This window comes from Acinetobacter sp. YH12144, from assembly GCF_013418345.1.
GTDB classification, from domain to species: Bacteria; Pseudomonadota; Gammaproteobacteria; order Pseudomonadales; family Moraxellaceae; genus Acinetobacter; species Acinetobacter amyesii.
Genome location: NZ_VPCD01000011.1, coordinates 58,840 through 76,530, shown reverse-complemented (window position 1 = coordinate 76,530; position 17,691 = coordinate 58,840). Strand labels below are relative to the sequence as shown.

Annotated in this window: 17 protein-coding genes; 6 read left to right on the top strand and 11 right to left on the bottom strand. The window is 41.7% G+C overall.

Going from position 1 to position 17,691, the window contains the following annotated elements:
• Position 1: 1 nt before the first annotated feature.
• The 4 genes from FTU79_RS09115 to gshB all read right to left on the bottom strand — a co-directional run bounded on the left by FTU79_RS09115 (position 2) and on the right by gshB (position 4,798).
• Entirely contained in the window at positions 2-931 is a 930-nt protein-coding gene (locus FTU79_RS09115; RefSeq protein WP_078193219.1) for a D-alanine--D-alanine ligase, read from the bottom strand.
• A 59-nt stretch (positions 932-990) separates the two neighbouring features.
• Positions 991-2,439, bottom strand: coding sequence for a UDP-N-acetylmuramate--L-alanine ligase (gene murC / locus FTU79_RS09110; protein WP_078190576.1), 1,449 nt, complete (start codon positions 2,437-2,439; stop codon positions 991-993).
• Positions 2,440-2,453: 14 nt separating this feature from the next.
• The gene (gene murG / locus FTU79_RS09105) at positions 2,454-3,551 is read right to left on the bottom strand and encodes an undecaprenyldiphospho-muramoylpentapeptide beta-N-acetylglucosaminyltransferase (protein ID WP_180049736.1); all 1,098 of its coding nucleotides are present in this window, start codon (positions 3,549-3,551) and stop codon (positions 2,454-2,456) included.
• A 302-nt stretch (positions 3,552-3,853) separates the two neighbouring features.
• Entirely contained in the window at positions 3,854-4,798 is a 945-nt protein-coding gene (gshB, locus tag FTU79_RS09100; protein WP_180049734.1) for a glutathione synthase, read from the bottom strand.
• Between the two features lie 323 nt (positions 4,799-5,121).
• On the opposite strand from gshB, the gene FTU79_RS09095 reads away from it, so the two are divergent.
• Both FTU79_RS09095 and FTU79_RS09090 read left to right on the top strand, forming a co-directional pair.
• Positions 5,122-6,024 carry a GGDEF domain-containing protein gene (locus FTU79_RS09095; RefSeq protein WP_180049732.1) on the top strand — a complete coding sequence of 301 codons (903 nt, stop codon included), beginning with the start codon at positions 5,122-5,124 and terminating at the stop codon, positions 6,022-6,024.
• Between the two features lie 125 nt (positions 6,025-6,149).
• Positions 6,150-6,353, top strand: coding sequence for a DUF3565 domain-containing protein (locus tag FTU79_RS09090; RefSeq protein WP_180049730.1), 204 nt, complete (start codon positions 6,150-6,152; stop codon positions 6,351-6,353).
• A 37-nt stretch (positions 6,354-6,390) separates the two neighbouring features.
• Here FTU79_RS09090 and FTU79_RS09085 read toward each other — a convergent pair whose 3' ends face one another.
• The 3 genes from FTU79_RS09085 to pyrE all read right to left on the bottom strand — a co-directional run bounded on the left by FTU79_RS09085 (position 6,391) and on the right by pyrE (position 9,603).
• Entirely contained in the window at positions 6,391-7,713 is a 1,323-nt protein-coding gene (locus FTU79_RS09085) for an ISNCY family transposase (RefSeq protein ID WP_180049797.1), read from the bottom strand.
• A gap of 176 nt (positions 7,714-7,889) precedes the next feature.
• Positions 7,890-8,690, bottom strand: coding sequence for a hypothetical protein (locus FTU79_RS09080; RefSeq protein WP_180049729.1), 801 nt, complete (start codon positions 8,688-8,690; stop codon positions 7,890-7,892).
• A gap of 262 nt (positions 8,691-8,952) precedes the next feature.
• Positions 8,953-9,603 (bottom strand): orotate phosphoribosyltransferase, encoded by a 651-nt coding sequence (gene pyrE / locus FTU79_RS09075; RefSeq protein WP_111885133.1) that lies wholly within the window; start codon positions 9,601-9,603, stop codon positions 8,953-8,955.
• Between the two features lie 40 nt (positions 9,604-9,643).
• Between pyrE and FTU79_RS09070 the strand changes: the two genes are divergently transcribed.
• Positions 9,644-10,462, top strand: coding sequence for an exodeoxyribonuclease III (locus FTU79_RS09070; protein ID WP_180049727.1), 819 nt, complete (start codon positions 9,644-9,646; stop codon positions 10,460-10,462).
• A gap of 622 nt (positions 10,463-11,084) precedes the next feature.
• Positions 11,085-11,432 (top strand): Spx/MgsR family RNA polymerase-binding regulatory protein, encoded by a 348-nt coding sequence (locus tag FTU79_RS09065; RefSeq protein WP_180049725.1) that lies wholly within the window; start codon positions 11,085-11,087, stop codon positions 11,430-11,432.
• A gap of 104 nt (positions 11,433-11,536) precedes the next feature.
• On the opposite strand, the gene FTU79_RS09060 is transcribed toward FTU79_RS09065, so the two are convergent.
• Positions 11,537-11,974 carry a DUF2147 domain-containing protein gene (locus tag FTU79_RS09060; RefSeq protein WP_078190586.1) on the bottom strand — a complete coding sequence of 146 codons (438 nt, stop codon included), beginning with the start codon at positions 11,972-11,974 and terminating at the stop codon, positions 11,537-11,539.
• 155 nt (positions 11,975-12,129) lie between these two features.
• Between FTU79_RS09060 and FTU79_RS09055 the strand changes: the two genes are divergently transcribed.
• Positions 12,130-13,041 carry an alpha/beta hydrolase gene (locus FTU79_RS09055; RefSeq protein ID WP_180049723.1) on the top strand — a complete coding sequence of 304 codons (912 nt, stop codon included), beginning with the start codon at positions 12,130-12,132 and terminating at the stop codon, positions 13,039-13,041.
• A gap of 100 nt (positions 13,042-13,141) precedes the next feature.
• Here FTU79_RS09055 and FTU79_RS09050 read toward each other — a convergent pair whose 3' ends face one another.
• Positions 13,142-13,711, bottom strand: a complete 570-nt coding sequence (locus tag FTU79_RS09050) for an FMN-dependent NADH-azoreductase (RefSeq protein ID WP_078190588.1) — start codon at positions 13,709-13,711, stop codon at positions 13,142-13,144.
• Positions 13,712-13,992: 281 nt separating this feature from the next.
• Between FTU79_RS09050 and FTU79_RS09045 the strand changes: the two genes are divergently transcribed.
• Positions 13,993-15,159 (top strand): GGDEF domain-containing protein, encoded by a 1,167-nt coding sequence (locus FTU79_RS09045; protein ID WP_257224282.1) that lies wholly within the window; start codon positions 13,993-13,995, stop codon positions 15,157-15,159.
• 34 nt (positions 15,160-15,193) lie between these two features.
• Here FTU79_RS09045 and FTU79_RS09040 read toward each other — a convergent pair whose 3' ends face one another.
• Positions 15,194-15,862 carry a glutathione S-transferase family protein gene (locus tag FTU79_RS09040; RefSeq protein ID WP_180049719.1) on the bottom strand — a complete coding sequence of 223 codons (669 nt, stop codon included), beginning with the start codon at positions 15,860-15,862 and terminating at the stop codon, positions 15,194-15,196.
• Between the two features lie 2 nt (positions 15,863-15,864).
• Positions 15,865-17,661, bottom strand: a complete 1,797-nt coding sequence (gene dsbD, locus FTU79_RS09035; RefSeq protein WP_180049717.1) for a protein-disulfide reductase DsbD — start codon at positions 17,659-17,661, stop codon at positions 15,865-15,867.
• Positions 17,662-17,691: the final 30 nt, after the last annotated feature.

The following is a 17,691-nucleotide window of genomic DNA, read 5'->3' as shown; positions in this document are numbered from 1 at the left end:
ATTAGTGTGCCGCACCTGTTAGGGTTTGTTCCAAAATCGCGACACAAAGATCATCAAAACTATAACCTACGGCATTGGCCGCTTTTGGCACTAGAGAATGACTGGTCATACCCGGAACAGTATTTACCTCAAGTAACCAGAAGTTTCCTTCGGCATCCTGCATCGCGTCAATACGACCCCAACCACTCGCACCTACCGCTTGGAAAGCGCGTAAAGATAAAGCTTGTAGACGCTTTTCTTCATCTTCAGTCAAGCCACATGGAATACCATATTGCACATCGTTACGGTTATATTTCGCTTCGTAATCGTAAAAAGCCACATCTGCAGGCGGTTCTAAACGAATCACAGGTAATGCCTGACCATTTAAAATCACAATGGTAAATTCACGTCCGGTAATCCATTTTTCAGCCATCACAACTGCATCATGCTGGGTCGCTTTTGCAATTGCGGTTGCAAAGTCTTCAATTTTTTCAACTTTGCTCATACCAATGCTTGAGCCTTCATGCACCGGCTTAATGATAAATGGCAAACCAATTGAATCTACAATTTCTTGTAAATCTGAATCTTTGCTGACAATACGATAAGGTGCTGTCGGTAGTTCTGAACCTTGCCAAACTTGTTTAGTTTTGACTTTATCCATACCAATCGCTGAGCCTTGAACGCCCGTTCCAGTGTACGGAATGTTTAACCATTCCAAAGTACCCTGAATTTGACCATCTTCACCACCACGGCCATGAAGTACGATAAATGCACGGTCATAAGCCACCAACTCAGTCACACTGCGTTGCTGCGGATCAAATGCTTCGGCATTTACACCCGAACGCACCAATGCTTCAAGTACAGCTTTACCACTATCGAGAGAAACCTCACGTTCGGCAGATTTCCCACCTAATAACACGGCAACTTTGCCGAATTTTGAAGCATTTGACACGTTTATATCCTTAAACTTTTATCTACGGTCTAAACAAACTTTGGATCACCCAGCGGTGATCATTTTACATAGAGATTGTTTTGAGCAAGTTCGATTGAGATTGCTCCAACATTACCTGCGCCCTGTGTTAATAACAAGTCATTTGCTTGTAACACTTTTTTCATTACTGCTTGTAAGTTGCCTTCTACTGGATCGATGAGAATTGGCTCAACCTCACCACGGAGACGAATGCTTCGAGCCAACGCACGACTATCCGCACCGACAATTGGTTTTTCACCTGCAGGATAAACTTCTAATAACAACAGTTGATCGACTTGAGACAAGACATCGACGAAGTCATCAAAACAGTCACGCGTACGGCTAAAACGATGTGGCTGGAACATCATCACCAAACGACGATCTGGATGACTTGCACGTGCTGCTTTAATGGTCGCTTCCACTTCTTTTGGATGGTGACCATAGTCATCGACCAATTTCACCAAGCCATCTTCAACTTCAAATTCGCCTTGTACTTGGAAACGGCGACCTACGCCACTGAAGCTTTCTAAGGCACGCGCAATCGCAGCATCAGAAACGCCTTCATCCGTTGCAATACCAATTGCTGCCAAGGCATTTAAGATGTTATGAAGACCCGGCAAGTTAATGGTTAAACGTAACGGCTCACGGTCTTTACGCAAAACGGTAAAGTGTGATTGCATGCCTTCTTGAGCCACATCAACAGCACGAATGTCGTTGTCTTCATTGAAACCATAAGTCACGACAGGACGACCAATACGCGGCATAATTTCACGGATGTTGGCATCATCACCACACATCACAGCTAAACCGTAAAATGGAAGACGCTGTAAGAATTGTACGAAGGTATCTTTCAATACATCGAAACTACCGCCATAAGTATCCATATGGTCAGCATCGATATTGGTGACAATCGTTGCCATTGGCTGTAAGTGTAGGAATGACGCATCCGACTCGTCCGCTTCAGCCACGATATAACGGCTTGCACCCAATGCAGCATTTACACCGGTACGATTTAACAAACCACCAATGACATAAGTTGGATCCAGATTTTCTTCTGCCAACATGCAGGTCACCAGACTGGTTGTCGTGGTTTTACCATGCGTCCCCGCAACGGCAATACCATGACGGTAACGCATTAATTCACCCAACATTTCTGCACGACGCACGACAGGTGTACGGGTTTCAATCGCCGCTTTCACTTCTGGGTTTTCAGAATCAATAGCTGTTGATACCACGATTACATTGGCACCTTGAATATTTTCAGCAGCATGACCAATGAAAACTTGAATGCCATTTTCTTCAAGCTGAGCCGTGGTTTTCGACGCTTTAATATCTGAACCTGAAACTTTATAGCCTTGGTTTTTCAATACTTCGGCAATACCACACATGCCCGCACCACCAATCCCAATAAAATGGATGTGTTTAATACGGCGCATTTCTGGCACTTTAATGAGCTTTTTCGCTTGATCGGCAGGCGTTGATGGAGACATAGATTACTCGAATTTTACAAATCTTGAATTAAACCAACCACGTGCTGTGTCGCATCGGGTTGTGCCTGTTGTCGAGCCTTAACCGCCATTTCCATAAGTCGTTGGCGATTCATCAGCGGCTTCAACAACGCTGTTAAACTTTCTGCGGTCATATCCGCTTGTGGGCAAATTTTTGCAGCATTGATATTGGCCAAGAACCCTGCATTTGCAGTTTGATGGTCATCCACTGCACTTGGCAGAGGAACAAACACGGCTGCTACACCCGCTGTCGCAATTTCAGTGACGGTTAGTGCACCAGCACGACAGATAATCAAATCCGCTGCAGAATAGGCTGCTGCCATATCTTCAATAAACGGCTGAACTTCAACTTGTATATGTTCAGGTGCGTTTGCATAACGAGCCAATGTGCTTTCAGCATTATTTTGACCACACTGATGATATACACTGAGGGGCTGTTCTAATTGCTGCAAAGCAGCCGGCACACATTCATTTAAGGCACGTGCGCCCAGTGAGCCACCTACAATTAAAACCCGTAATGGCAACCCAGCTTTTTCACGCTCTTGGTAACGCCATGACGGATTTAAAATTTCTGTAATTTCCTTCCGTACAGGATTGCCTGTGGTCACGATTTTATCTTGAGCTGGAAAAGTATTTGGAAATGCCTGACACACCGTTTTCGCCACACGCGATAATTGCGTATTGGTAAACCCAGCCACAGCATTTTGTTCATGGATAATGACTGGTATGCCCAATGCACGAGCTGCCAAGCCACCTGGCCCAGCCACGTAACCCCCAAAGCCTGCAACTGCATCAACTTTGAGTTGTTTCATATAACGCATGGCACTCAAAGTAGCTTTGAGAATTTTAAACGGTGCCATCAGCTTACGCACGACTCCATTGCCGCGTACGCCTTGGATATCAATTTGATAAATTGGAATATTATGATTTTTAAGCAGGCGATTTTCCATGCCTGTTGGCGTTGCGAGCCAAGAAACTTCACAGCCTTGTTGTTGCAACTCTTTGGCAACAGCGAGCGCTGGAAAGACGTGACCACCGGTTCCGGCAGCCATCATCATGACATGTTTCGGCTTTACTTGCGTTACTTCGGTCACTGTCTAATTCTTCAATTCTAAAAAGAGGCTAATGATATTCGATTTTAAGCAAACAATTGTAATCACAAACGCATGACCGTGAAAGGTAATTTACTTTTTTTCAACAGGCGTATGATTGTTTTTTTCTACTATTTTAAAAGTTTAAACTAGTTTTATTATTAATCTATGAGAATTGAAAAAAAATCAGACAATTTTTCACTTTAATTGCATTCACTTACAGTTTTTTTGCTTTTTTAGCTCCCCTCCCCTTAGCGCAGGACAAAAAAGAGCCCGTGAAGGACTCTTTTAAATCTAGTGCAAAATTAAGCTTTTAAACCTGTCTCAAGGACATCAAATAAATCATCGGCAATCGAGGTGCCAAATTGCGCATCAATTTCACGTACGCAGGTCGGACTGGTGACATTGATTTCAGTCACGTAATTACCAATCACATCCAAACCAACAAAGACCAAACCTTTTTCACGAAGGAATGGTCCGACTTTGGCTGCAATGGCTTTATCATTTTCGGTCAATGGACGCGCCTCGCCCAAACCACCTGCCGCCAAGTTGCCACGCACTTCGCCATTTTGCGGAATACGCGCCAAACAATACGGCACGGGCTCGCCATTGATCATCAAGATGCGCTTGTCGCCATCCACAATTTCAGGGATGTATCTCTGCGCCATAATCGGCTGTGTGCCGTTATTGGTCAGGATTTCAATGGTTGAACCAATGTTTACGCCATCTTGGTATAAACGGAAAATGCCCATACCGCCCATGCCATCTAATGGTTTCACGATCACATCGCCATGTTCTTGTAAAAATTCACGAATCAGACTTTGCTGTGAAGTCACCAAGGTCGGTACTTGAAGTTCAGGGAATTGCGTCGCGAACAATTTTTCATTGCAGTCACGTAGGCTTTGTGGCTTGTTAATAATCCATGCGCCTTCGCGTTCAGCCTGTTCCAAAATATAGGTGGTGTAGACAAAGTTCATATCAAACGGCGGATCTTTACGCATCAAAACCACGTCATAAGCAGCAATTGATTCTTTTTGTTTTTCGCCGAGTTCGTAATAGTGGTTGTAGTTTTCAAAAACTTTTAGCGGTGAAATCAAACCAAAGGCTTTGCCTTGATCGATATATAAATCTTGCTGTAATGCATAGCCTAGCTCATGTCCACGACGTGCTGCTGCCCATAACATCGCCATTGAGGTATCTTTTTTTAGGTTTACATTTTCGATGGGATCCATCACAACAAGTACACGCATTATTCAGTGCTCTGTTCATTATCAATTTATGAACGAGTATAGCCGAGATTTTTCGTTTGTTTATTCTGATTTTGCATGTGTATGTATGGATTCGTGTGATGCATGCAATATTTCAAAACATTTCTATCATCCGCCTTATCTCAATAATGGAAATAAGCTTTAATAACATCATGTGATAGGTCTGCATAAATAAATACCAAAGCATTGCTACCTGATTAATTACTTCCAAATATACTTAGCCCTATTTTTGGTTAAAAAATACGTGATTTTTTATTTTTTTAGCTATTGTGTTAATTATTGTAAATAAAAAATAGAATTCATTGATGATCAACATTGAGCAGATGGCTATCATTCTTGATGCTTTACCAGACCCTGCATTTGTCATATCACGTAGTGGAAAATACGTTGCAGTTTTTGGCGGGCGCGATAATCGTTATTACCACGATGGTTCCGGTCTTGTTGGTACCTATATTTCAGATGTGATCAAGCCAGATAAAGCCAACTTTTTTATGCAACTGATCGATCAAGCTCTAGCGTCAGGAAATCTACTCATCGAAGAGTACGAATTGAGCAATAGGGATGTAAAAGGTCTGCCCGATTATGGTCCTGAAGAGTCCATTTGGTTTGAGGTGCGCATCCAAGCTCTCAGTTTTTCGGTAGATGAAGAAGACGTTGTACTTTGGGTCGCAAGTAATATTTCAGCGCGTCACAACCTGGAAATCAAGCTGAAAGAACTCAGCCATACAGATCAGTTAACCGGTCTTTTCAACCGAAGAAAATTAGAACATGACTTAGCATTACATTATGAATCATACCTACGGCATTCCATACAGACCTCGATCTTGATGTTCGATCTTGATAACCTCAAAAAGATCAACGACAGCAAAGGCCATCATGTTGGTGATGAGGCAATCCGAGCAGTCGCAGATATTCTTCGTTTAACGCTGCGTAAGACCGATTGCGCCTGCCGCTTAGGTGGAGATGAGTTTGTGGTCGCCTTGCCCAACACGGGCTGCGAGCAGGCCATCCAGTTTGCCAAACGGATTCATGAACATTCCAGAAAAGAATTAAGTCGGTTTTCAATAGATAACGCGCATGTCACCGTGAGCATAGGAGTGACAACCATCATGCCTGAAGATTGCACCTACGAAGATACAATTCAACGTGCTGATCTAGCGCTGTATAAAGCTAAACATGGCGGGAAAAATAGAATTGTCGCGGCCTAAGTGTGCGCCAGAAATAAACCAAATTTCACAGTCTATTTTGCAATTCGATATTCAAGCCGTTGTGATTGCTCAACATGAACTCTTTTCCCTTTTCAGCATCATTTTAATTTAGATAGGTGTTTAATATGCAGCAAGCCATTGTTGATTTTGCCTTGGATGATGAAAATCATTGGTATGCCATTTTAGCTTGTGGTCATACACAGCATGTCCGCCATGATCCTCCATGGCAAAACCGTCCTTGGGTTATCACTGAGCAAGGACGGAAAGAAAAGTTAGGGGTAATGTTGGAATGTAAGAAGTGTGATGAAGAGATGTTATTCACCAATTAAAATGTCTATGCGATAAACCATTTAAAATGTCCTGTTTTTAACTACAAGAGTCAAGCACAGGATTTAAATTTCTTTGTTCAATAACAACTTTCTGAGCTTTACGACTCGGCATACTTTTCTTGAGGCGGGAACGTTTATTCTGTTTCTCCAATTCCTCATGTTGCTGCTGGATATGGGCCAGCACAGAACCCAAACGTTTATTCTCAACGATCTCTCTCTGGTTGAGCTGACTTAATTTATCAAAGATGCTGTAATTGATTTTTCTTCCCTGATATTCAATGGCTACAGTACCATCCGGATATTCCAGGAACTCAAGATACTTGCCGCCCAATCTTTGATTTTCTTCGCTGTTTTCCAAGATATATACGCATTTATCATAAGTAATCGTCAAGCTGTTCGTGACCCTGCGGGGTTCACGCCAGGTAAAAACATCATCTAATTCTTCGGCTGTTTCAGCGATAGGCCGATGTAGATCCTTGGGATTAAAAGCCATCTTGGCGAATTTACGATTAAATTGCTCAATAAAGCACGGCAGCCACTTATTGGCATCTGCAATTGAACTGATGCCTTCTAGACGCATCTCCTTAATCAGACGATCCTGAAGTGTTCTATTCGCTCGTTCTACACGACCTTTGGCTTGAGGGGAGTTAGCGAAAATGATATCGATATTGAGAGTGCTCAGAACACGTCCAAACTGGGTAATCTTGGTGTCTTTCTTGCTACTTTGATTCACCCTAAAAACTGAATGTTTGTCACTGTAAAATGCCAATGGCTTACCATGCTGTTCGATATATAAACGTGTCGAAATCATATAGTCAAAGGCTGACTCTGACGCACAGAAGCGTAAATGCTGCAATTTTCCTGTGGCATCATCGATGAATACTAGCAGACAGCATTTAGGTGCTCGACCTTCAAACCAATCATGGTGTGAGCCATCAATTTGGATCAATTCACCATAACAATCTCGGTTATAACGAGGCTGATATGGTCGTTTCAGGCGCTTGCAGCGAGGGATCCATAAATCGGCTGCAATCATCCAGGAACGCAGGGTTTCTACTGAAAGATCGAATCCATGCACGGTGGTGAGCTTTTCATGCGCTAAAGTGGGTCCGAAACCATAAAGTTGATCTGAAACAATATTGAGACACTTAAGTCTGAGTTCTTCAGAAAGTTTAGAATTGCTGATTTGGCCACGACCGGCATGGGCTAATGCAGCGGGACCTTGAGCTTTGTATTTCTGCAGTAAGCGTCTGATGTGACGTTCTGAGATATGAAGTAGCTGAGCAGCCTGGGATTGAGTTATACGTTGATCACAGATTTCTTGCAAGACCGACAATCGTTTAAGTTCTTTATCCGACATAGACACCAACATATCAAACCGTCCGCTAAGGAAATTGCAAAAGCGCATATTCTAAAAGCGGACATTTTTACTTTGGAGAAACCGGACATTTCTATTTTGGGCTTACATGTGCATTTCGTATAACCACCATTATGTTAAATAGACTCAAAAATAGTGGAAGTTTTGCGATAGTTACTCTATTGATTAGCATTCCAAGCTTTTAATAAACGCCAAATATTTTGATCTACAGCTTTCCAATCTTTTAATGATTCATAAGGCATTCTCCATTCAATATTCACGTTAGGATAGAGAGGTGTTTCAGATTTTGTGGTTATTACGATTTGGTCTGTAAGATTACGATTAATTGTCATTAAAAATTCAGAATGGTATGGATCTGATGCATGACCTAAACAATGATAAGAAATATCAGAATCCAAATTTATTGAATAGCATTCTAAATCAAATTTTTTAAATGAATCTTCATATTTTACAAATTTATGTGATGTTAAATAGTTTATCCATTCTCTTGGTGTTCGTTTATATTTAAAAGATATGGGATCAAGTGTACTGAAATTTTGTAGATGCACTTTTACTTGATCTTGATAACTCCTATCATAAAAGTTATTAATTTTTATATTCTTAGCATTATTCAAAAGTAGATTAAATTGCATAGGCTTTTGAAAATCGGCAACGTTCTCAATTTTATCATCGTCATTTAGTATTTCTACTGTAGGAATGAAGTTAATAGGAAACTGCCCAAGAAAAGGGTTACTTAAAACTATGCCTTGCTCAATATTCTTTTTACCACCTACAACTGTTTTTATAATTAAATCCGATGAAATCCCCCAAGTCACTAAATCCCCTGATTTTGATATATCTTTATAATATTCAATATCCGATTTTTCTGATAAAGATTTAGACCTAGGTTCTGAAGAGTCAGTACATCCACATATAGCAGTAAAATGTATTAAAATAATAAAAGTTCTGATGGAATTCATAATGAAAGTCTTCTATTTATTAAATTTCCCTAAAATTAACATAATACACGTTATACGAAATTCTTTAAATTTTCTATAAGTATCAATACTTTAACTAAAGCCGTTTCAGTAAATAGCGCACTGAGACGGCTTTTTATTGATTCTTCACGTTTAACGCCTACTTTTTAAGCAATATTTCACGTTTTTTGTTAGTTAGATGCAACAATCATCATTTAAAGACGTAAAAAAGGCAGCTTCAGCTGCCTTTTGAAATCCCGAAAAATTAGATGCCGTATTTAACACGGTACGCTTCCATTTTCGCTAAAGCTTCAGTTTCACCTTTAGCCTCTAAGAAAGTCATCAAATCTTTCATGGTAATTAAGGCATGAACTGGGATTTCGAGTTCTTTTTGTACTTCTTGAATCGCAGACAAATCACCTTGTCCTTTTTCTTGACGGTCTAGTGCAACCAATACGCCCGCAATTTGTGCACCGGCATTTTTCAGAATAGTTACTACTTCACGAATCGCTGTACCCGCAGTGATCACATCATCAATGATCCAGACTTTTTTACCTTCAACAGACGCACCAACCAATACACCGCCTTCGCCATGGTCTTTCGCTTCTTTACGGTTAAAGCCCCAAGGTACGCTCACACCATGGTTTTGTGACAGTGCGACAGCCGTAGCTGCTACAAATGGAATACCTTTATAAGCTGGGCCAAAGACCACTTCCACATTATCGCATTGTGTTAATTTAGCTGCATAGCCAGAAGCCAATAATGATAAGGCTTCACCATCGTTCAGTAGACCTGCATTAAAAAAATAAGGACTCACACGACCCGATTTTAAAGTAAACTCACCAAATTTAAGCACACCACGTGATAATGCGAGTTCGATAAAAGCTTGTGGATTAAATGCCGCTTGCGCTGTCATGAGGTGCTCCATTTTTTTAAGTTTGAGGTTAAACCTGAGCATGATACCAAAGAGTAGCTATCCAAGTGATCAAAAAATTTTACGTGTCGTTTCAATTAATGTGAATGGCCTGCGTTCCGCTGAAAAAAAAGGTATTTTTGACTGGATGGCAACTTCAGATGCCGATGTCATCTGCATGCAAGAAAGCCGCATTACCCATGAACAATGGACCGATAAATTTAAACCCGAAGGTTGGTTTACACACCTTTTCCCTGCAGAACGCCCAGGCTATGCCGGTACTGCGATTTATAGCCGTCTACCTTTTGTTTCAGTGACAGATGGTTTAGGTTTTGAATTGGCAGACACTCAAGGCCGCTTTATTTCTGCTGAGTTCGATTTAGGACTTGGACAAACTGCACATATTTGCTCGCTCTACCTGCCTTCTGGTTCATCGGGTGAAGAAGCTCAGGCACGTAAAGATTTATTTTTAAACGAATACAAACAAATTTTGAAGCAATGGCGTGCTGAAAATAAGTCAGTGATTGTTTGCGGTGACTACAACATCGTGCATAAACGTATTGATATTAAAAATTGGTCTGGGAACCAAAAGGCTTCAGGCTGCTTACCACATGAACGTGCATGGCTCGATCATATTTATGATGAGCTTGGCTATGTCGACACCTTCCGTGAGGTACGTAAAGAAGCCGAGCTTTACTCTTGGTGGTCTAACCGCGGACAAGCCCGTGCCAAAAATGTGGGTTGGCGTATCGACTACCATGCATGTTCACCTGACTGGAAAGAACGTACCGTGAATGCTTGGGTATTCAAAGATGAGTGGTTTAGCGACCATGCCCCAGTGATTATTGACTATAAAATTTAAGCTTTCAGCAATTAATTGAGTGAACGATTGTTTACTCAATTAGAGGTTATTTCTCACATTACATGACGAATTTGTGGATTTATCTCACAACTCGAACGTAGCATTATGGTCGCACGGCAAAGGGACATGTCAGGATGACACAAAAGGATTGGACGCCGAAGGAAGTATAAAAACAAACTAAATGATTTAGCTTGTTTTCAAGGATGTGACAATGGACGTTGGACTGAGACCCGCATGATCAGGATGATTAAATGCGGGTTTTCTCTTATCTAGCCCTTACATCTCTAGACTCCCCCAAATAAAACAGCTAAAAATTCGATCTGCACAGCAAATTCTTATTCTCGCTTTATTTTTACTTCTGACTGTGCAACCTTAGGCTGAATTTTCTAGTTATGGCATCGCTTTCTTTTCTGATTCGTTTTGTTCTGTAGGCTATTCTAAAACGCCAAAATGTCGTTTTGATGACAATGCCTAATATTTACAGCATGCGACTTGTACAGCAAAACATTTATTTCTTAATCCACATCACGATCGGGCTTTGAGCATTGATGAATTAGCCTGTAGGATAATGCTGAATTGTATTTTTTATCTTATTGTTTTGAATAATTGAGGACACCTGTTCATGCTTAAAATTTATGGCATCAAAAACTGCAATACCATGAAAAAAGCTTTCGACTTGCTCAACGAATTAGGCCTAAGCTACGAATTTCATGACTATAAAAAAGAAGCGATTGATGCTGAAACCGTAAAAAAATGGCTCGATGCCAAAGGTGCTGATGTGATTCTCAACAAAAAAGGCACCACATGGAAAAAACTCAGTGAAGAAGAGCAACAGACAGCCTTAGCCAGTGAAGAAAATTTGATTCAGTGCTTAACAGCGCATAGCAGCATGATTAAACGCCCAGTACTCGATACAGGTAGCGACTTATTGGTTGGCTTTGATGAAAACGCTTACCGTGCATTGAAATAAATGTTTTCATCACACTCATGCACTGCCCTTGTTCAATTTTGACTGAGCAACCAGTCATAAAAAAAGCCTGACGATGTCAGGCTTTTTGTAGGAATCACGTCAAATTAGTTGGCGCGGATCCATGTTTGGTTACGACCTAAAGCAGCAACACCAATAAAGCCGCGAAGCTCTAGTTTTTTGCCGCCATCAGCCAATTGACCTTTTAACTTGTAAGTTTTACCTGATTGAGGATCCAAAATTGAACCACTCTCATAGCTTGTACCACCAACATTTTTAAGACCGGTCACAATACGCAAGCCTTTTAATGATTTGTTGTGATATGGGCCTTCACATTTTTTACATGCATTCTCTTCACCTGGTGTCAAAACTGACTGAATGCTCGCTGAAAGCGTACCATTTTTTTGCTCGGTGAATTTTACAATCGCTTTTGGCTGCTTGGTTTTATCATCAATGGTTTTCCAAGTTGTACCATTTAGCGGGTCTGCAGCATTTGCAAATGCGGCTAAACTCATCAATCCTAATGCTAGTGCAATTTTTTTCATTTTTGTTTATTTCCCTGGTCTGATATAGACGACATTAGTATCCAAAAGTCACAACAATTTATCAATTTTTGTATGTGACCGTTTAGTGTAACCTTGTAATTTGTGTTGGTAAATATGCTCACACGATTCCAAAAATAGAAAAAGATGGAAAGACAATGAAGATATCACCACTGACGAAACAACTGATTACAGAAAGCATTTTAAAAACCACAATCCGTGGGCCGAGCCAGTTCAATTTACCGCCCAATACTTTACGTTTTGCTTTGGAACAAATGTGTCGTGCATTTCCCCAAAACCCGGATGTACAAATTCGTCCAATTCGCTTAGCCGGCTTAAAAGCCGAAGAAATCAAACCTCAACAGGCATCGACCCAATTAATTTTTCATATTCATGGGGGCGCATTTTTCTTGGGTTCGATGAACACACATCGGGCGTTTCTGACTCAAGTTGCTGCGCGCACGCAAATGCAAGTGTTACATTTGGATTATCCTTTATCCCCAGAAGCACAGTTTCCTGAAACACTCGATGCTCTTTTTGATGTGTATGCGGTGTTATTAGATCAAGGGGTTCAAGCCAAAGATATTATTTTGTCAGGCGACTCTTGTGGTGCAAACTTGGCGCTTGCCTTAGCCCTTAAAATTCAACAGGAACAACTTCCACAAGTCAGTGGTTTGGTGTTGATGTCACCGTTTTTAGACTTGACGCTGAGCAGTGAGTCCCTACGCTATAACCGTAAGCATGATGCGCTGTTAAGCATAGAAGCCCTCGAAACCGGCATTGATTATTATGTACCACGCTCGGTCGATCGAGCTGATCCCTTGGTCTCGCCTTTTTTTGCCGAGCTCAAAGGACTGCCTCCGATTCATATTCAAGTGGGTTCTAAAGAAATTTTACTGGATGATGCGCAGCGCTTTAAAGTCAAAGCAGAAGAAGCCGGCCTAGATGTCGAATTTAAGCTGTACACTGGCATGTGGCATAACTTCCAAATGTTTAGCTCTTGGTTTGAAGAAGGACAACGTGCGCTGAGTGATTTAGCTGATTTTGCACACCGACTAGATCAGGACTAATCCGTGAAAACCAATTCCTGAAAACTGATCCCTGAAACTAATCAAAGTCACCATAAAAAAAGGTCAGCAGATGCTGACCTAAGAGGGAAATGTCAATCTATTAAATGGCTTGAATTTGAGCCTGAGCTGTCGCCATTGCTTGTGCTTTCATATCAGGCCCCATATTGACACCTTCGGCACGAATCACATCAATATCGCTGACACCTGTAAAATTAAACACGGCTTTTAATAAACCTTCTTGATAATCTACAGGGCTGTTATCGCCATACACACCGCCACGACTGCTGGCAATATAAACTTTTTTGTCACCTGCCAAGCCCACTGGACCTTGTTCTGTATATTTAAAGGTACGACCTGCAACACTGATACGGTCAATCCATGCTTTCAAAGTTGATGGCAAACCGAAGTTATACATAGCAGCACCAACCACAACCACATCAGCATCCAAATACTGTTGTAACAACTGCTCGCCTAAAGCCGATTGTTCTGCATTTTGACCCATCAAAATTTCACTGCTGAGATGTGGAATCTGCTGTACAGCTAAATCGAGATGTTGAACCTGTGCCGCATCACCATGTTTTTGCTGTAGCTGTTGTACAATTTCAGCGCTGAGTTGACGTGAAACTGAAGCGTCGCCCATGATGCTTGAATCAATATGCAGAATTTTCATGACTAAAACCTAAAGCTGTTGTTATTAACTTGAGCCTAGTCTAATCATTTTTCATAAATAGAATAATCCCGATCCTTATGACACTATGTTTTATTTTTAGAACAATCATTTTGAACTCGCAAAAAATTTAAAATTACTGAGCGGTTCTTGACCGTTATCAAGTGTAAATTTTCATGCTAATGTAAGCCTATAAAATGATATCTATATAAACTTTAAGAAAAAAACTGATAACTCGAACAGGGCAATGACACAGGATGACGGTGAAATCAAGCATACGTGACATGATCCTCCGCAATAGAATCGCCCAGTATTTGCTGGAAGATGAAGTGGTGATGAATTGGAGTATCCTGAAAAAGTGTATGCTCATGCTGATGCTTGGCTCAGCCATTCATCTGCTTTGGATCATTTGGAAATTTTATGTTTATGTCACGCCAGAACTTTGGCAGTGGGTTAACCTTGAGCTCATCCACTCTCAATTGTGGACCAATATCGTCTTTTTTTGCTTAATGGTCCTGCTGATTTGGCCTTGCTATGCTGGAAAAGATAATCCCAAGATTCAGCTAATTTTACCTTATCTTTCGGTCGGCTTATTCGTCATTTCTTTATGTCGTGATGGTTATTTAATTGGCGTCATGAGTCCAGCCACTATGATCTCCTACGTGAGCCTTGTGACCGTTGGATTGGTACTATTTACACGAAAAATCGTGTATAGCATGCTGATCCCAGCCACGATTTTTTTATCTATATGCATGTATTTAAGCATCCGCGGCATTATCCCCTATGCCCCGATTTTTCAACCTCATGCCTATGGCTATCAAAATAGTTTTTGGCTGTTTTCAATGATCTTTTTCATTGTTCCTATTTTATTAACCTGTTTGGCTTTATTTGAAATCTTACTCAGCCAATGGCGTCACCGAGAGCATTTGATTCAAAAACTTTGTCAAGTCGACCCACTGACCAATTTATTTAATCGACGCAGTATCAATCAGTGTTTGGAACAGCTCGATAGTGCTAAAACAGATACATATGCACTGGTCTTATTGGACTTAGACCATTTCAAACGCATCAATGATGAATATGGACATGATAAAGGCGATGAAACCTTGATTCTCGTCAGCCAAGTATTAAACCAACATTTACGCGGTAGTGATGTGGTTGGGCGGTTTGGCGGGGAAGAGTTTATTTTGGTGCTAAAAAATTCTAACTTAGAACAAGCGATATTCATTGCAGAGCGCTGTCGAAAAGCCATTGAGCAGCTTGAAATTTGGGGACATGATGGTCAGTCAATTCATGTGACAGCCAGTTTTGGCATTGCGATTTCTACGCCAGAATTGGTACCGCAACAATTGCTGACCCATGCAGATCAGGCGCTATATGCAGCTAAAGCTGGTGGCCGTAACATGGTGATGGCCTACACCGAACAACAAAGCTTTAGCCATTTGGTTTAAAACTTTTCTACAGCTCAGATGCGTCGTTGAGCTTTTAACGTGGATACTGTTCCATTCGACGGACTGGCTGTTCCTGTTGAGCAGCCGTGATCCATGCCTCCACAGAAGGATGCTGCAAAATCTTTTGCATATAACGACGTGTGTTGTCACTCAAGGGTAATTGAAAGGTCTGTAAACGTGTTACCACGGGTGCAAAAAACGCATCAGCAATACTAAACTCACCGCATAGAAAGCCATCCACCGCAGTACGACTCGACCAAATCTGCTCGATTCGCGCTACTTCAGCACGTAATTCAGCATGTTCAGACCATAATCTCTGACCATGCCGACCATAATCCGCCTGCAGATTCATACTGCATAAGCTACGCAATTGCATAAAACTACTGTGCATTTCCGCGCAAATACTCCGTGCCCATGCACGTTGTGTAGCAGCTTTTGGCCACAACGGGAGTTCTTGAAACTGCTCTGCCAAATATTCACAAATCGCCAATGAGTCCCAAATCATCACACCGTCATGTTGCAGTAGGGGCACCTTGCCATTGGCATGTAGGGCTAACATTTGCTGCTTGAACGCTCCGCCATCTGCTTCTTCAGAAAAAGGAATCAAGATCTCTTGAAAGGGTAAATTAAACGCATGTAACACCAACCACGGTCGCATAGACCACGTCGAATAGTTTTTATTGGCAATATATAATTGCATCATTTTTATTCTCCACGCGATTTAAATTTTTCCAATTGCGCTAGCAATTCTTTCTCGCTAAAAGCGCCCGTCAAGCGTAGTCCACGTATCTCTTGATGCGCTATATCTAAAAATAAATAGGTCGGTGGCCCTAAAATATCCCATTGATTGAGTAGCACTTGATGGGTTGCATCATACTGACTCAAATCTAACTTAATTAAGTAATACGGTGCCAAAGCCTGTTGTACCGAAGCCGATTTTAAAACTTTATGTTCAATCGGCTGGCAGGCCACACACCAATCGGCATAGACATCAATAATCGCGGATTGACCTTGGGGAATTTCACTTAATAAACGTTGAAACTCTTCCGCTGTATGTGCCACATGCCAAGCACTTTGCTTTTGGTTTTCTTCGACTAAAAAACGTTGGCTGTGTTGATATTGACTGTACACAATATAAGGTACGGCTGCACAGAACACCAAGATATACAACCATTTGAGCTGAGTACTGCGCCATAAGATGCGCCAAAGCACATAAGCGCTAAACACCAGACCCAGAGCAAGGGATAACCACTGTAACCAAGCTTCACTGATCAATGGTCGAATAAAATACAAAGCCAATGCCAACATGATGAAAGCAAAAAGCACCTTGATTTGATTCATCCACAAACCCGCTTTAGGCAATACCCGTGAGCCAAGGACACTGGCCAACAATAGCGGTGTACCCATGCCAAAGCCGAGAGTGAATAACAATAATGCACCTTGCCACTGGCTTTGGGTTTGGGAAATGAATAATAATGCGCCTGCCAACGGTGCTGTCATACAAGGACCGACCAGCAATGCTGAAATCATCCCCATGACCCCTGCGCCAACGAGACTACCACCTTTTTGCATCGACTGAGCTTGGTCTAAGCGATTGACCCAACTGCGTGGCAATTTCAGCTCAAATAAACCAAATAAATTCAGGGCAAAAACCACAAAGAGCACGCTAAAGGCAATTAAAGTCGAGGGTTGTTGCAACCAACGCTGGAAATTCAAACCTGCTGACGAGGCCACCAAGCCAAGAATGGCATACACCATCGCCATACTGGTGACAAAAGTCAGTGCAATCATCCACGCTTTTAAACCTCGGCTGTCGCGGACAATCAGTGAGGTTAAAATCGGCAGCATTGGCAATGAACAAGGGGTAAAAGCCAGCAAAAAACCCAGGCCAAAAAACAGCAAAAGTCCATAAAATATAGAGCTTTGCGCTAATTTTTCAGACCACATTTGGTCGCTTGCGGTATAGCGTTCAGAAGCCAGTGCAGCATTATCTGCCCTCTGCTGATCTAAACGATTCGCCGTAGGCTGTTCAGCATTATTTTCTGCTGCAAAGTCGAGTAAACGTTTGCTTGGAGTGGCTAGATTTTGCTGTGTGACCAAACCAGAAGCATCCGTTTCAAAGCTGATGCTCTGTGGTGGATAACACACCCGATCCTTGGCACAGCCTTGCCAACTGACTTGATAAGTCTGCAGTTTTTGAGTTGGAATTTTAAAACTCAACTGTTGGTAATACACCTGCGTATGACCATAGTTATCGTCTTTTAAATCCTCAGCAGCAGGCAAATCCAAAGCCAAAACTTGATTGCCCTGCTTCACCTCTATTTTGTGCTGATACAGATAATAATGCGCTGGAATATCCCAACTCAGCTCCGCCTGATCTGCACGATCGGAGACGACCGAGAAAGGAAAAGCATCTTCAGCTGAAAGTAATGCATCCTGAGCAGAGACGCCCATACTGAACGACAGCACAGCCGCTGCCGCAACATAAGTCCATTGTTTCATTCAGCTGAATTCATCCTCAGTCTGTATTTA

Coding starts and splice junctions, on each gene's coding strand:
- FTU79_RS09090 (WP_180049730.1), top strand. CDS start 6,150: ATGCAGCAAGCCATTGTTGATTTTGCCTTGGATGATGAAAATCATTGG.
- FTU79_RS09050 (WP_078190588.1), bottom strand. CDS start 13,711: ATGAAAATTCTGCATATTGATTCAAGCATCATGGGCGACGCTTCAGTT.
- pyrE (WP_111885133.1), bottom strand. CDS start 9,603: ATGACAGCGCAAGCGGCATTTAATCCACAAGCTTTTATCGAACTCGCA.
- FTU79_RS09060 (WP_078190586.1), bottom strand. CDS start 11,974: ATGAAAAAAATTGCACTAGCATTAGGATTGATGAGTTTAGCCGCATTT.
- FTU79_RS09095 (WP_180049732.1), top strand. CDS start 5,122: ATGATCAACATTGAGCAGATGGCTATCATTCTTGATGCTTTACCAGAC.
- FTU79_RS09045 (WP_257224282.1), top strand. CDS start 13,993: ATGATCCTCCGCAATAGAATCGCCCAGTATTTGCTGGAAGATGAAGTG.
- FTU79_RS09065 (WP_180049725.1), top strand. CDS start 11,085: ATGCTTAAAATTTATGGCATCAAAAACTGCAATACCATGAAAAAAGCT.
- FTU79_RS09085 (WP_180049797.1), bottom strand. CDS start 7,713: ATGTCGGATAAAGAACTTAAACGATTGTCGGTCTTGCAAGAAATCTGT.
- FTU79_RS09070 (WP_180049727.1), top strand. CDS start 9,644: ATGATACCAAAGAGTAGCTATCCAAGTGATCAAAAAATTTTACGTGTC.
- FTU79_RS09055 (WP_180049723.1), top strand. CDS start 12,130: ATGAAGATATCACCACTGACGAAACAACTGATTACAGAAAGCATTTTA.
- FTU79_RS09080 (WP_180049729.1), bottom strand. CDS start 8,690: ATGAATTCCATCAGAACTTTTATTATTTTAATACATTTTACTGCTATA.
- FTU79_RS09040 (WP_180049719.1), bottom strand. CDS start 15,862: ATGATGCAATTATATATTGCCAATAAAAACTATTCGACGTGGTCTATG.
- murC (WP_078190576.1), bottom strand. CDS start 2,439: ATGTCTCCATCAACGCCTGCCGATCAAGCGAAAAAGCTCATTAAAGTG.
- gshB (WP_180049734.1), bottom strand. CDS start 4,798: ATGCGTGTACTTGTTGTGATGGATCCCATCGAAAATGTAAACCTAAAA.
- dsbD (WP_180049717.1), bottom strand. CDS start 17,661: ATGAAACAATGGACTTATGTTGCGGCAGCGGCTGTGCTGTCGTTCAGT.